The 13,703-nt window shown below is 63.8% G+C and carries 15 protein-coding genes and 1 tRNA gene; 11 read left to right on the top strand and 5 right to left on the bottom strand.

Annotated elements, in window-relative coordinates:
• The first annotated feature begins 7 nt into the window (after positions 1–7).
• Genes aosR through rdgB form a run of 10 tightly spaced genes read left to right on the top strand, consistent with a single transcriptional unit; the run spans position 8 to position 7,122 of the window.
• On the top strand, positions 8–595 hold the full coding sequence (aosR, locus tag MSTE_RS07165; RefSeq protein ID WP_046252993.1) for an oxidative stress transcriptional regulator AosR: 588 nt from the start codon (positions 8–10) through the stop codon (positions 593–595).
• A complete protein-coding gene (locus MSTE_RS07170; RefSeq protein WP_096500055.1) occupies positions 592–1,584 on the top strand; it encodes a P1 family peptidase in 993 nt (330 codons plus the stop codon). The genes aosR and MSTE_RS07170 overlap by 4 nt, the downstream gene beginning before the upstream one ends.
• Positions 1,585–1,621: 37 nt before the next feature.
• Positions 1,622–2,047, top strand: coding sequence for a M67 family metallopeptidase (locus MSTE_RS07175; protein WP_030094928.1), 426 nt, complete (start codon positions 1,622–1,624; stop codon positions 2,045–2,047).
• A gap of 18 nt (positions 2,048–2,065) precedes the next feature.
• On the top strand, positions 2,066–2,338 hold the full coding sequence (locus MSTE_RS07180) for a MoaD/ThiS family protein (protein ID WP_096500057.1): 273 nt from the start codon (positions 2,066–2,068) through the stop codon (positions 2,336–2,338).
• A 6-nt stretch (positions 2,339–2,344) separates the two neighbouring features.
• The gene (locus tag MSTE_RS07185) at positions 2,345–3,307 is read left to right on the top strand and encodes a cysteine synthase (protein WP_096500059.1); all 963 of its coding nucleotides are present in this window, start codon (positions 2,345–2,347) and stop codon (positions 3,305–3,307) included.
• The gene (locus tag MSTE_RS07190) at positions 3,304–3,975 is read left to right on the top strand and encodes a rhomboid family intramembrane serine protease (RefSeq protein WP_096500061.1); all 672 of its coding nucleotides are present in this window, start codon (positions 3,304–3,306) and stop codon (positions 3,973–3,975) included. Before MSTE_RS07185 ends, MSTE_RS07190 begins: the two co-directional genes overlap by 4 nt.
• A gap of 17 nt (positions 3,976–3,992) precedes the next feature.
• A complete protein-coding gene (murI, locus tag MSTE_RS07195) occupies positions 3,993–4,859 on the top strand; it encodes a glutamate racemase (protein ID WP_096505570.1) in 867 nt (288 codons plus the stop codon).
• A 42-nt stretch (positions 4,860–4,901) separates the two neighbouring features.
• On the top strand, positions 4,902–5,663 hold the full coding sequence (locus MSTE_RS07200; protein WP_096500063.1) for a cyclic nucleotide-degrading phosphodiesterase: 762 nt from the start codon (positions 4,902–4,904) through the stop codon (positions 5,661–5,663).
• A 49-nt stretch (positions 5,664–5,712) separates the two neighbouring features.
• The gene (gene rph, locus MSTE_RS07205) at positions 5,713–6,492 is read left to right on the top strand and encodes a ribonuclease PH (RefSeq protein WP_030094934.1); all 780 of its coding nucleotides are present in this window, start codon (positions 5,713–5,715) and stop codon (positions 6,490–6,492) included.
• A gap of 9 nt (positions 6,493–6,501) precedes the next feature.
• A complete protein-coding gene (gene rdgB, locus MSTE_RS07210) occupies positions 6,502–7,122 on the top strand; it encodes an RdgB/HAM1 family non-canonical purine NTP pyrophosphatase (protein WP_096500065.1) in 621 nt (206 codons plus the stop codon).
• Between the two features lie 47 nt (positions 7,123–7,169).
• Here rdgB and MSTE_RS07215 read toward each other — a convergent pair whose 3' ends face one another.
• The 3 genes from MSTE_RS07215 to MSTE_RS07225 are packed head-to-tail and all read right to left on the bottom strand — an operon-like array spanning position 7,170 to position 8,888.
• Entirely contained in the window at positions 7,170–8,105 is a 936-nt protein-coding gene (locus MSTE_RS07215; RefSeq protein WP_096500067.1) for an NADP-dependent oxidoreductase, read from the bottom strand.
• Between the two features lie 58 nt (positions 8,106–8,163).
• Entirely contained in the window at positions 8,164–8,523 is a 360-nt protein-coding gene (locus tag MSTE_RS07220; RefSeq protein ID WP_096500069.1) for a DUF3817 domain-containing protein, read from the bottom strand.
• The gene (locus tag MSTE_RS07225; RefSeq protein ID WP_167455680.1) at positions 8,520–8,888 is read right to left on the bottom strand and encodes a hypothetical protein; all 369 of its coding nucleotides are present in this window, start codon (positions 8,886–8,888) and stop codon (positions 8,520–8,522) included. The genes MSTE_RS07220 and MSTE_RS07225 overlap by 4 nt, the downstream gene beginning before the upstream one ends.
• Before the next feature lie 123 nt (positions 8,889–9,011).
• Between MSTE_RS07225 and MSTE_RS07230 the strand changes: the two genes are divergently transcribed.
• Positions 9,012–9,095, top strand: a tRNA-Leu gene (locus MSTE_RS07230).
• 11 nt (positions 9,096–9,106) lie between these two features.
• On the opposite strand, the gene MSTE_RS07235 is transcribed toward MSTE_RS07230, so the two are convergent.
• Positions 9,107–12,532, bottom strand: a complete 3,426-nt coding sequence (locus MSTE_RS07235) for a DEAD/DEAH box helicase family protein (protein ID WP_231897020.1) — start codon at positions 12,530–12,532, stop codon at positions 9,107–9,109.
• Complete coding sequence (locus MSTE_RS07240; RefSeq protein ID WP_193442059.1) at positions 12,493–13,698, bottom strand: Fic family protein; 1,206 nt, start codon at positions 13,696–13,698, stop codon at positions 12,493–12,495. The genes MSTE_RS07235 and MSTE_RS07240 overlap by 40 nt, the downstream gene beginning before the upstream one ends.
• Between the last annotated feature and the right edge of the window lie 5 nt (positions 13,699–13,703).

Genomic DNA, 13,703 nt, shown 5'->3' on the forward strand with positions numbered 1-13,703 from the left:
CTGATCCGTGCGAAAATGGAAGCGCGTCAACGCGTCTGATGGGATTCGGCTGCGTTCGGAGATGGAGCCGCACGAGGCTGCGCTCGTGCAGTCGATGGTCACCTCGATGCTGGCGATGCTGGACGAGCGCGAATCGTCGGCGCCCAGTGACGAATTGGCACAGCTTACCGGCATCCGTACGGGGAACACCGCGGCGCCCTCCGATGTCACCCTCGGGCGGCTACTTCCGGACTTTCACCGCCCCGACCAGGACGGCACCAGCAGTCTCGAGGCGGTCAGTGGACTCAACAGTGCACTGCGCAGCCTCTACGAACCTGAGATCATCGACGCCAAACGTGAGGCGGGTCAACGGTTGCTGCGCACTCTTCCCCTGGAGGGCGGGCGCTTTGAGCTGTCCGAGGACGATGCGCGCGCATGGCTGACCGCGCTGAATGACGTGCGCCTGGCGCTCGGCGCGATGCTCGGGATCGACAGCGACGGGCCGCAGGAATTGCCCGCCGACGATCCGATGGCCGGACATATGGACATTTATCACTGGCTGACCGTGATGCAGGAGTTATTGGTGCTCGCTTTGATGGGGAAGTCGGCGGTATGAGCCTGTTCTCGGGTGCGATCACCGACGTTCCGGGAATGCTGGTGGGACATCACCAGAGGGTGGATGCCGATGCCGAACTCGGATCGGGCTGGGCCACCGGCACCACCGTGGTGCTGGCACCGCCGGGGACCACCGGGGCGGTCGATGTGCGCGGCGGAGCTCCGGGAACACGTGAATCCGATCTGCTCGATCCGGCGAATACCGTCTCCACGGTCGACGCCATTGTGCTCACCGGCGGCAGCGCCTACGGACTGGCCGCCGCCGATGGGGTGATGCGCTGGCTGGAGGAGCAGGGCAGGGGAGTCGCCCTGCAGGGCGGCACCGTGCCCATCGTCCCGGGAGCAGTCATCTTCGATCTACCGGTGGGTGCCTGGAAGAGTCGTCCCGACGCCGAATTCGGTTACCGTGCAGCAGAACTCGCAAGCGATACGCCCGAATGGGGTGCCGTGGGTGCCGGTGTCGGAGCGCGGGCCGGCACCCTCAAGGGCGGTGTCGGCTCCGCGAGTGCGGATCTGGGTAACGGGATTGTGGTGGGTGTCGTGATCGTCGCCAACCCCGTTGGACTGGTGATTAATCCGTCGACAGGGCTGCCGTGGGACCCCGCGTGTGCACCGGAGCTCGGCGCGCCCCCGGCAAGCCAGATTGCGGCGCTGGCCGCGTTGCCCGACAAGTCGGTTTCGCTGAACACCACGATCGGCGTGGTGGCGACCAACGCCCCGCTGAGCAAGGCGCAATGCCGCCGGGTGGCGATCGCCGCCCACGACGGGTTGGCGCGGGCGATCAGGCCCGCGCACACCCCGATGGATGGGGACACGCTGTACGTGCTGGCGACCGGGACCGGCGAGGGCGATGCCGAGGCTCTCACCGTTTCGGTGGGGATCGCCGCCGCCGACTGTGTGGAGCGTGCTGTGGTGCGGGCAGTGGTGGGCGCCGCGAGTGTGGCCGGAATACCCGCATATCGTGACGTGTTGCCAGGAGCGTTTTCGTAATCGTCCGAGACGGCCAAGAGGGAAGCAGGGAAAGACAGTGCTGGTAGTTCGCGCCGATCTGGTCGACGCCATGGTCAAGCATGCCCGCGCCGATCACCCCGATGAGGCCTGCGGTGTGCTGGCCGGTCCGGAGGGCTCCGATCGTCCCGAGCGGCACGTCGCCATGATCAACGCCGAGCGGTCTCCGACTTTTTATCGCTTTGATTCCGGTGAGCAGCTTCGGGTTTGGCGGGCGATGGACGATGCCGATGAGGTGCCGGTGGTTATCTATCACTCGCACACCGCGACGGAGGCCTACCCCAGCCGTACCGATATCAACCTGGCCGCAGAACCCGATGCCCACTACGTTTTGGTGTCCACTCGCGATCCTGAGCAGCACGAGCTGCGCAGTTACCGGATCGTCGACGGGGTGGTCACCGAAGAGGAGATTTCCGTTGTGGACCAATACGTCGAGCAGTACTAGAGAAAAGGAATACCCACCGTGTCGATTGAAGTATCGATTCCCACGATCCTGCGTACGCACACCGGTGGCGAGAAGCGCGTCACGGCAACGGGTTCCACGCTGCAAGCGGTGATCGCGGACCTGGAATCCAACTATTCCGGGATCTCCGACCGGCTGGTTGACGACGGCAAGTTGCACCGTTTCGTCAACATTTACGTCAACGACGAGGACGTGCGGTTCTCGGGTGGGCTGGACACCGAGATCGCCGATGGCGATTCGGTCACCATCCTGCCCGCCGTGGCCGGTGGCTAGCGGCGCATGACCCGATACGACTCGTTGCTCCAGGCCCTCGGGAACACGCCGCTGGTCGGGTTGCAGAGGCTGTCCCCGGCCTGGGACGGCGATCCGCATGTGCGGTTATGGGCCAAGCTGGAGGATCGCAATCCGACCGGCTCCATCAAGGACCGGCCCGCCCTGCGCATGATCGAACAGGCCGAGCAGGACGGGCTGCTGGAACCGGGAGCCACGATTCTGGAACCCACCAGTGGTAACACCGGAATCTCGATGGCGATGGCCGCGCGGCTCAAGGGCTACAAGATGATCTGCGTGATGCCGGAGAACACCTCCATCGAGCGACGCCAGCTGCTTGAGCTGTACGGCGCTCAGATCATCTTCTCCCCGGCCGAAGGCGGCTCCAACACCGCCGTCGCCACCGCCAAAGAGCTTGCCGCGCAAAACCCTTCGTGGGTGATGCTGTATCAGTACGGCAACCCGGCGAATGCCGCCGCGCACTATCACGGCACCGGACCGGAGATTCTGGCCGATCTGCCCGAGATCACCCACTTCGTCGCCGGGCTGGGCACCACCGGAACGCTGATGGGTACGGGACGGTTCTTGCGGGAACGAGTGCAGAACGTACAAATTGTTGCCGCCGAGCCGCGCTATGGCGAGGGCGTCTACGCGCTGCGCAACATCGACGAGGGATTCGTGCCCGAGTTGTACGACCCCGACGTGCTCACCACCCGCTTTTCCGTCGGTTCGTTCGACGCGGTGCGCCGTACCCGTGAGTTGGTGCAAGTGGAAGGCATCTTCGCGGGCATCTCGACCGGTGCGATTCTGCACGCGGCACTCGGCATGGCGGCCAAGGCTGTCAAGGCGGGCGAGCGCGCGGATATCGCATTCGTGGTGGCCGATGCGGGCTGGAAGTATCTGTCGACCGGCGCCTACGCCGGTACCGTAGATGACGCAGAGGACGCGCTGGAAGGGCAGTTGTGGGCATGACGGGATATCAGGGTGGCCCGGAGGGGTTCCATCCATCCCGTCCCGAGCGGTCCGGACGGCCGCAATGGGTCACCGGCGGAATTCTGGTCGTCTCGTTCGTCGCGTTGCTTTATGTCGTCGAAGGCATCGATACGGTCACGGGGCACCGCCTCGACCAGAACGGCATCCGGCCCCTGGAGGCCGATGGTCTGGACGGCATTCTGTTCGCGCCTCTGCTGCATGCGAACTGGGGGCACTTGGTTGCCAATACGGTGCCCGCGCTCGTGCTGGGTTTCCTGGCCGCGGCCGCCGGGCTCGGACGCTTCCTGCTGGCAACCGCGATCATCTGGGTTCTCGGCGGGATCGGCACGTGGCTGATCGGCAACCTCGGCTCGCCCTACGAGACCAATCACATCGGGGCGTCGGGGCTGATCTTCGGCTGGCTCACCTATGTGATTGTTCGAGGATTTTTCAACCGCCGCGTCGGTCAGATCCTCATCGGTGTCGTCGTGATCGTCCTTTACGGCGGCGTGCTGTGGGGTGTGCTGCCCGGACAGTTCGGGGTGTCCTGGCAGGGGCATCTGAGTGGGGCCATCGCCGGCGTACTGGCCGCCTATTGGCTCTCGGGTAGGGAACGCAAGGCGAAGGCTGCGCGTGGTCCTGGGGCGCCACCGAGGCTGTCCACGTGACGGGCCCCGGCACCGCTCTGGACGGTCTTGGCGCAAGCGCCTCATCGCCGATCGGGATATTCGATTCCGGAGTCGGGGGACTGACCGTAGCGCGGGCCATCATCGACCAGCTGCCGGACGAGGACATCATCTACGTCGGCGACACGGGTAACGGGCCATATGGTCCGCTGACCATTCCGGAGATCCGCCGGCACGCGCTGGCCATTGGTGACGACCTCGTCGGACGTGGGGTGAAAGCCCTGGTGATCGCCTGTAATACGGCCTCGGCGGCATGCCTGCGTGACGCCCGTGAACGCTATACGCCGGTGCCGGTCATCGAGGTGGTGTTGCCTGCCGTACGCCGCGCTGTGCACACCACGCACAACAACAAGATCGGTGTCATCGGCACCGCGGCGACCATCGCGTCGGGTGCGTACCAGGATGCGTTCGCGGCCGCGCGGGACACCGAGATCACGGCGGTGGCGTGTCCGCGTTTCGTCGACTTCGTCGAGCGTGGCATCACCAGCGGGAGGCAAGTGCTGCAGCTCGCCGAGGGCTATTTGGAGCCGCTGCAGCGGGCTCAGGTCGACACCGTGGTGCTGGGTTGCACGCACTATCCGTTGCTGTCCGGGCTGATCCAGCTCGCCATGGGCGAGGATGTCACGTTGGTGTCCAGCGCCGAGGAAACTGCCAAGGACCTGCTGCGGGTGCTCTCGGAGAGGGATCTGCTGCGGCCACATCCGGATAACCCGAGTGCCTCACGCCCGAACCGCATTTTTGAGGCAACCGGTGACCCCGATGCGTTCCGTACCTTGGCGGCTAGATTCCTCGGTCCGGCTGTGACAGCGGTGCAAACTCGAGCTAGCGGTGTTCCGGGTTACACCGAAATTGCAACACCTCTCTAACCCTCTGCCGAGACGCTTGCCGGACGTGGCAAGCTAGGGGCTGTGCGAGTCACCGTGCTCGGCTGCTCAGGCAGTGTCACCGGACCGGATTCACCGGCGTCTGGTTACCTTCTGACGGCACCGGATGCGCCACCGTTGGTCATCGACTTCGGTGGCGGTGTCTTGGGCTCTATGCAACGTTTCGCCGATCCCGGATCGGTGTCCGTTCTGCTGTCGCATCTACATGCCGACCACTGCCTGGACCTGCCTGGTCTGTTTGTGTGGCGCCGCTATCACCCGAATCCGCCCAAGGGCAAGGCCATCATGTACGGGCCCGCCGACACCCTGATTCGGGTGGGGGCCGCGTCGGCTGAGATAGGCGGTGAGGTCGACGACTTCACCGACATCTTCGACTTGTACGCGTGGAGCGAAGGTGTGCCCGTCGAATTCGGGTCGCTCACGGTGACACCCACCCGGGTGGCGCATCCGCCTGAGTCGTACGGGCTGCGGATCGAGGACACCTCAGGTGCCGTCCTTGCCTACAGCGGGGACACCGGCATATGCGATGCCGTGGTCGAGCTGGCTCGCGATGCCGACGTGTTCCTGTGCGAGGCGTCGTGGACGCATATGCCCGGGCACCGCCCGCCGGATCTTCACCTGTCCGGCACCGAGGCGGGTCAGATCGCGGCCCGAGCGGGCGTCAAGGAACTGCTACTGACCCACATCCCGCCGTGGACCTCGCGCGAGGATGTCATCGCGGAGGCCAAGTCGGCATTCGACGGGCCGGTGCGGGCCGTGGTCGCGGGCGAGAGCTTCGAGCTGTAGCTCTGCCACTCACGCTCGGTACTTTCGCGGAGACGATAAGGTCGAGGGCGTGTCCAGACGAGAAGACGGCAGACAAGACGACGAACTGCGCCCGGTGACCATTACGCGGGGATTCACTTCGCACCCGGCGGGTTCGGTACTCATCGAGTTCGGTCAGACGCGGGTGATGTGCACCGCCAGCGCCACCGAGGGTGTGCCGCGCTGGCGCAAGGGTTCTGGACTTGGTTGGCTGACAGCCGAATACGCGATGCTGCCGGCCTCTACCCATACCCGCAGCGATCGTGAATCGGTCAAGGGGCGCGTGGGCGGCCGCACTCAGGAGATCAGCCGCTTGATCGGGCGTTCACTGCGTGCGTGTATCGACTTGTCGGCATTGGGGGAGAACACCATTGCCATCGATTGTGATGTGCTGCAGGCCGATGGCGGGACTCGCACCGCGGCGATCACCGGTGCGTATGTCGCGCTCGCCGATGCGGTGACTTACCTGGCCGCGCACGGCAAGCTCGCCGATGACGAGCCACTGTCGTGTGCGATCGCTGCCGTGAGTGTTGGCGTGGTGGACGGCCGGGTGCGCGTAGATCTTCCCTACGAAGAGGATTCGCGCGCCGAGGTGGATATGAACGTGGTGGCCACCGACACCGGTACGTTGGTGGAGGTTCAGGGCACCGGAGAGGGCGCCACCTTCCCACGCACGACGCTGGACAAGCTGCTTGACGCCGCCGTCGGCGCCGCCGAGGAACTGTTCGTGTTGCAGAAGGAAGCATTGGCCCTGCCGTATCCGGGTGTCCTGCCGGAGGCGCCACAGAAGAAGGCGTTCGGTTCGAAGTAGGCGGGGGCCATGAAGATACTTGTCGCGAGCCGTAACCCGAAGAAGCTCGCGGAGTTACATCGGGTGCTCGAGTCGTCAGGGGTGACCGGGGTCGAACTGGTTTCACTCGCCGACGTGCCCGAGTACGAGGAAGTGCCCGAGACGGGTGCCAGCTTTGAGGACAATGCGCTCATCAAGGCACGTGAGGGCGCGCAGAAGACCGGATTGGCCTGCGTCGCCGATGATTCCGGGCTTGCGGTCGATGCTCTGAACTGGATGCCCGGTGTGCTGTCTGCGCGCTGGTGTGGTCGGCATGGAGATGACGCCGCCAACACCGCGCTGTTGCTTGCACAGCTCTCCGATGTGCCTGACGAGCGTCGCGGCGCGGCGTTCGTATCGGCGTGTGCGCTGGTGACTCCGGACGGCGAAGAGGTTGTCGTGGAGGGACGTTGGAAGGGCTCTGTCGCGCGGGAACCCGCGGGACAGAACGGCTTCGGCTACGACCCGATCTTCGTGCCGCGCGGCGGTCTGCGGACCGCAGCGGAAATGACGCCCGAGGAGAAGGACGCGGTATCGCATCGCGGACGGGCACTGGCGGCGCTGCTCCCGATGCTGCGCAACCTGGTGAATCTCGGCCGTACCGCGCCCTAGCCTCCCGAGGAGCAGCCCCCCGGTTTGGGGGACTGCTCGCGAGGGGGTCAGGGCAGCAGGATGATCTTTCCGCGGGCATGGCCCGTCTGGACGTACTCATGGGCCTGGCGCGCTTCGGCCAACGGATAGGTGCGGTCGATGGTGACCTTGAGTTCGCCGTTGCCCGCAAGACGAATCAGCTCGGGGCGTGCGGCAAGGCGGACCTCGGTGCCCGCATCGGCGCCGGGGACGCCGCCCAGCGCTTTGAAGCCATCGGTTGCGGCACGGCCGAATCCGGCGATTGTGGCGATGCGGTCCTTGTCGGCAACGAGCGCCAACGAGACGTCGGCGGCTTCATCGGTGCCGACGAGATCGAGAGCAGCATCGACGGAGCCGATTGCGCTGACCCGGTCTTGCAGCCCGGGGCCGTACTCGACCGGGATCGCGCCGTAGCCGCGAAGTTGTTCGTGTCGGGCCGCACTGGCGGTGGCGATCACGGTTGCGCCGCGGGCCTTGGCCAGTTGGGTGGCCAGCAGTCCCACGCCGCCCGCGGCACCGTGAATCAGAACGGTGTCTCCTTCGGTGACATTGGTGGCTTCCAATAGGTGGACCGCGGTCTGCCCGGTGAGGAGGAATCCGGCGGCCTCGTTGAACGACAGGCTTGTGGGCTTCTTGAACACCTGGTCCGCGGTGGTGATGATCTGGCCGGCATAGCCGCCGATCTGTCCGGCGGCGATGACGTCATCACCGGGTTGGAACCCGTCGACACCCGGGCCGACGGCGGCGACAGTTCCGGAGATCTCGAGGCCCAGACGCATGGGGATTGCGGCTGGGTCGGTGCCGAAGGCTCCCGAGTACAGCTTCCAGTCGATGGGATTGACGCCGGCGGCTTTGACGTCGATGAGCACTTGGCCGTCGGTGGGGCCGTCGATCGGCACCTCGCGAAGTTCGAGTACGTCGGATGCGCCATAGGCGGTGGCGACAACTGCATGTGTGGTGGTCATACCGCTATCAAAGTCGCATCAAGATGTCAGTATTCCTGACATTGGAGATTTCTTTCGGCTAGATGCCGAACTGCTCCTTGACCTGCTTGGTGCGGTAATGCTCGACGATGAAACCGAGTAGCGGGATCGTGCCCGCGAGCAGCGTGCCGGCGGTACGTGGCCACGGCCAACGCACCTTGATGGCCAGATCGGTGGTGAAGATCAGGTACACGAAGTAGATCCACCCGTGCACGATCCCGATCCAGCTCGGCGGATGCGGCACGTGCTCAATGTATTTGAGCCACATCTCCCAGCAGAGGGCGATCAGCCACACGCCGGTGGTCCACGCCAGGATCCGGTAGCGCCACAGCGCACCGCGGATTTTCTCGACCGGCGTGGTCACGGCGGGCGTCTCGGATGTGGCTTCGGGTTCGGTCACGGGGCAGGCTTCCTATCTTCTTCGGCCAGGGCGGCGAGGTAGGCGTTGTAGTCGGTCAATGTGCGGTCGGCGGGGTCCGGCTTCGCCGCGGCAGGGCGCTCGGGAAGCAGGCCCTCCGGTATTTCGGTCACCCGGTCGCTGGGCGGCAGGGGCGGGCCCTCGTCCTCGTACTGCACGAAGCGGCGATAAGCCCAAATCACGAACGCCGCGAAAAGCGGCCACTGCAGGGCATAGCCGAGGTTCTGGCCATCGCCGGTCACCGACTCGAAACGCTGGAACTGCCAGTAGGCCAGGCCCAGGAACGCGAGCGCACTGACGCCGACCAGCACGATGAGTGCCGGTCTCCGACGCCGTGTAGTGGACACCTCCTGACGGTACCGCGTGAGGTGGGGGCGGATGCCAACGCCCCTGGTCAGCGCTTCGGTCCGATGAACTCGTCGAGACGCGCGGTGAGGAGTCCGACACTCACCAGGTAATATCGAAGCTCTGCGGGCGTGGCGAAATTGGTAGGCGCGCGGGGTTTAGGTCCCCGTGTTCGAAAGAACGTGGGGGTTCGAGTCCCTCCGCCCGCACAACGGGGTGTTCATGCCGTCTCGCTGACCGGCATCGCGCGGTTCTTCACCGTCTTGAGGATGTTGATGATGTTTTCGACGTCATCGTGGGGAAACACTGTCTCTGGGCCTGTGGGCGCGTAGTCGCTGAACGGCGACTCATATAGTCTCGCCGCTTCCATCACACCGGCTTCAGTGAGTTCGTTGACGATGAGGTTGACGAACCGGATCTGCTCAACGGTGAACAGCGTGCCGTCCAGATACTTACCGAACGCTCCGATGACAGCTTCACGTTCCAGCCCGACCAGCGAGCGTATGAACAATCCGAGGCCGTGTGAGCGTTCCTTGGCTGCGGCGATGTCGTCGGGCGTGCCCGCTCCGCTGTCGATGAGTATCTGTTCCAGTGACACCAAATCGTCAGGGGTGAGTTGTTTGTTTCGCCGAAGCCGTTGTACTGCTACGTGATCGAGTTTCGCCTTCAGGTGCGCTCGGGCCTTGGCCTCGAATCGGGACCAGTTAGTCCCTGGCGTGATGCCGGGCAGATCAACCAGTGTTGCCTCGCCCAGCTCGTCCTGAAAGTCCGTGTACACCGCGTTCTTCTTGGCCTTGTCTAGGAACGTCACCAGATCGCGCAGGCGGCGGCGGGCCAATTCCAGCATCGGCAGCGTGACGTCCACCCACCATTGATCGCCTGCCACGTCGTCGAGCAGCGCCTGTTCCTTGGCGACGGACGGGATGCTGGTTTTGCCTAGCAGAGCGGACGCGATGTCCTGAACTTTCTCGCGTATACGTTCTGCCGCGAGTGCATCGCCTTCGAGCTGGGCGAGTTGTCGGCGCAGGATCAGCAGATCAAAGCGTTTGGCCTCTTCGTCGTCGTCCTTCTCAGTGGAGGGCAGCGCAGCGAGATGCTCAGCGACATAGCTTGCCTTCTCGACGGATATCGTAGTCCACGATGGCCACTTTCCGTACTCCTCGACTGCCTTTCGGTGCGGGCGGATCAGGAAGTTGTCGAGGTTCATCCCGGACACGATTTTGTGCAGCTGCCGCGCGGTGTCGGCGCGGAGTGCGCGCTCGGATTCGGTTCCTGTCCCAGGCTCGGGCTCGGGTCCTTCGCCGGGTTCCAGCGCGGTGATCAGTCCTAGGCGCGTCTCGAACAGACGTTGATTGAGCGACTTCTGTAGAACCCCTTCGACTCCCGGCAGATCCTGGCTGAAGAATTCGAGGTTGCGGCAGAAGTCGAACACGTAGAAGTTTTTCTTGTCCTGGCCCGGGCCGAACAGATCGGGGCGCAGTCGCGTTCCTCGCCCGATCATCTGCCAGAACTTGCTCCTTGACCGGATGAGTTTGAAGAACACCAGATTGACGACCTCCGGGACATCGATACCGGTATCGAGCATGTCCACTGAGATGGCAATGTGCGGAGCCTTCTCCGGGACGGAGAACTTGTCGATGAGATCCTGCGCCTGTACGACGCTGTGGGTGATTACGCGCGCGAATTCGCCTCCGTGCTCGGGGTATTGGATGTCGAATCGCTGGGCGATGAACTCCGCGTGCGCCTGATTTTTGGCGAAAATGATCGTCTTGCCCAGGCGGTCACCGTCGGCGATTTTGTGCCCATTCAGCATCAGCTCGGCGAGTACCTTGTCGACAGTGTCGGCGTTGAACAGAAAGCGGTTCAGTTGCTCCGCATCTACGCCATCGGGCGGGTCGGAGTCGTCGCCCCAGTCCAGCGCATCCCATTCATCCTTTTCGTCCTCGGTGAGGTCCTGATAGCGGATGCCGTTGCGAAGGAACTTCGTGCCCACCGAAATCCCCGCGGGCGGAACGAGGAATCCTTCATCGACCGCCTCGTCGAGGCCGTAGGCGTCGGTGGGCACGCCGTCTTCCAGATGAAAGAGACGGTAGGTGTTGTGATCCACCTCGTCCTTAGGGGTGGCCGTCAATCCGACGAGTAGTGAGTCGAACCAGTCGAAGATGGCCCGATATTTCTGATACACGGAACGGTGCGCCTCGTCGATGACCACGAGATCGAAGTAGCCCGGACCGAACTTCCTGGTTCCCGAGGATGTGTCGTTGATGAGGTTCATAATCGACGGGTACGTGCACCCGTAGGCACGGCCTTCGGTGTCCTTCTCGGTGATCAAGTTTACCGGATTGGAATTGGGCAGATGTCTCTTGAAGGCGTTGATTGCCTGGATTACCAGTGCATTCCGATCGGCGAGGAACAGCACCCGCTTTACCCAGCCGGCTTCCATGAGCTGTTTGACGAGAGCCACGGTTGTGCGGGTCTTGCCGGCTCCGGTGGCCATGACCAATAGCGCCTCACGATTCCTTTTGGTGAAGACGTCATCGATAGCGCGAATGGCGCGCTGCTGGTAGTGACGGCCAGCGATCTCGGTGTCGATGGGAGCCTCTTCGAGCGAGCGCCGAGTCTGGCGGCGCTGAACCATCAGCTCCAACTCGTCGGGCGTGTAGAAGCCCTGGACTTCCCTGGGTGCGTAACCCACGGCGTCATCCCACAGCCAATGTTCAAAACCATTGGTGTAGAAGATTACCGGTCGTTGGCCGGTAATCTTTTCTAGGCAGTCTGCGTACAGCTTGGCCTGCTGTTGCCCTGCCAATGGGCTCTTGGAAGTGCGTTTGGCCTCCACGATTCCCATCGGTAAGCCGTTGCCACCCCACAGCACGTAGTCGACATAGCCGATGCCATCGGGCATTCCGGTGACCAGATGTTCGCGGTCGCGATCTTCCTCCAGTGGCCAACCGGCCTCGTTGAGGAGGAGGTCGATGAAGGTGTCGCGGGTCTCGGCTTCGGAGTAGTCGCGAACGTCGGCCTGCTGGTTTGCGGCCTGAGCCGCCTTGACCTGCTCGCGGAGTTCGGCGAGTTCGGCTGCCAGTTCTTCCTTTTCGCCGCGTTGCTTGGCCAGTGCCGCGTCCTGCGCCTCGAATTTCTGGGTGAGCTCGGCCACCTCCTGACGGCTCAGGGGAGCGGCATTGGCGGCGGCCGCGGGGTCGAAGGTCGCGTTGAGCGGCGCGGCCTTGGGGTACGCCGAGTGGTGGAACACCGCCCACACCATCACGTGGTGCAGTTCGCGTAATACCCCGAGCGCTATCTGCGGTGCGATGGGGCGTTGGTCATGTACGGCGGAGTTTCCGGCACGACGAATCAGATTGAGCTTGTGCGAGATTGGTGTGCCGATCCGCGCCTTGAACGCGGCGTCGTTGATGCGGGCTGACAGGTCGTCCTGGTAGGGGCGCGCGAGAGCGAGCACATCGTAGAGCCGGGCGGTCAACTGTTCAACGGCCCGACGTGCATAGATGCAGGACGATCGGGGATCGGTGGTCAGATAGCTTTCGGCGCGCGCGCAATCACTATGGATGTCAGGCCAGTCGGCGGCGCCGAGGAAGGTGAAGTTGGTCAACGGTGTTCCCCCTTGGTGAGTATGTTCATGACGCATGGTGCGAAGAATCGCCGTTTGTACGCATCCGGATCGACGACGTCGAGAACGCCAAGTTCTATCAGCTGTCCGATTAGCTTGTTGGCGCGGCCGTACGAGAGCCCCAGTCTCGCTTCGACATTGCGAACGGTGAAGGACGGGTTCGCGACGGCGACGTCCACCAATGCGTGCGCGCTGTCCGCCCGTAGCGTCGATGCTCGGATGACGTCTTTGAGTTCGTTCTGAACTTTGACAAGCGCGATCATTTGGGCGCGAGTGGAACTGGCGGCTGCGGTGAGTCCGTTGGCGAAGAAGCGGATGAATCCGTCCCAATCGCCGGCGGTACTTACTGCCAGGAGATGGTCGTAGTACTCGGCGCGGCGAGCCTCGAACCATGGAGAGACTGTCATCGTTGGTTCGCTTAGCACGCGCTGGGTGTGCAGGTGCAGGACGATCAGAAGTCGGCCCAGCCGCCCGTTTCCGTCGCGAAATGGGTGCAGCGTTTCCAGCTGGTAGTGCGACATGGCCGTGGCGACAACGGGGTCGATCGATGCGCTGTGGTCCTGGCGCATCCATGTCACAAGATCCCGGATTCCGTTGGTCAGGTGATCGCCAGGAGGTGGTGGGATGAAGCGGGCGGCGTGTACCGGCAGTGTGTCCGGTGTGGCGTCGGTTCGTCGGCCGATCACCACCTGGGTGTCCCGTATTCGACCAGATGCAGCGATGAGGGGAGTGCCGCGCATCAGGATTCCCTGGAGATCCTCCAATAGCGCCGCCGAGACGGGCCGACCGTCGCCGACCCATTGAAATCCATGGTTGGCCATGCGCACGTAATTGAGGATCTCGGTCAGTTCTGCCGAGCTCGCGTCCTCGTCATCGGCGGTAAGCACCTCGGTGAGCGGCGCGTATGTTCCCTCGAGCGCCGATGTGCTCTGTGCTTCCCGGCGTAGCGTAGGCAGTCGTAGGAGCGTGGGGTCGGGAAGCTGAGTAGCCGTGCTGTCGAGCGCGGCCAGCGCGGCTCGCGCAGCGGCAACCGCCAAAATGGTGGGAGTGGTCAGGCTTGGCATCGACATGGGCAACGGTGTGGGCACGAAGGCTTTATGTCGCCAGTGACCGGACAGCGGATCGGCGCCCTCGATGTCGACCAGCGATCCAGAACTCTCGTTTAGGAACATTGCCAGGTCCACAATGT

Origin of the sequence: [Mycobacterium] stephanolepidis (assembly GCF_002356335.1) — a bacterium.
Classification (GTDB): Bacteria; Actinomycetota; Actinomycetes; order Mycobacteriales; family Mycobacteriaceae; genus Mycobacterium; species Mycobacterium stephanolepidis.

What these genes read in the sequence shown, in the direction of transcription:
- rdgB (WP_096500065.1), top strand. Translation starts at nt 6,502, where the DNA reads ATGAAGATACTTGTCGCGAGCCGTAACCCGAAGAAGCTCGCGGAGTTA.
- MSTE_RS07170 (WP_096500055.1), top strand. Translation starts at nt 592, where the DNA reads ATGAGCCTGTTCTCGGGTGCGATCACCGACGTTCCGGGAATGCTGGTG.
- MSTE_RS07235 (WP_231897020.1), bottom strand. Translation starts at nt 12,532, where the DNA reads ATGCGTCATGAACATACTCACCAAGGGGGAACACCGTTGACCAACTTC.
- MSTE_RS07185 (WP_096500059.1), top strand. Translation starts at nt 2,345, where the DNA reads ATGACCCGATACGACTCGTTGCTCCAGGCCCTCGGGAACACGCCGCTG.
- MSTE_RS07215 (WP_096500067.1), bottom strand. Translation starts at nt 8,105, where the DNA reads ATGACCACCACACATGCAGTTGTCGCCACCGCCTATGGCGCATCCGAC.
- MSTE_RS07190 (WP_096500061.1), top strand. Translation starts at nt 3,304, where the DNA reads ATGACGGGATATCAGGGTGGCCCGGAGGGGTTCCATCCATCCCGTCCC.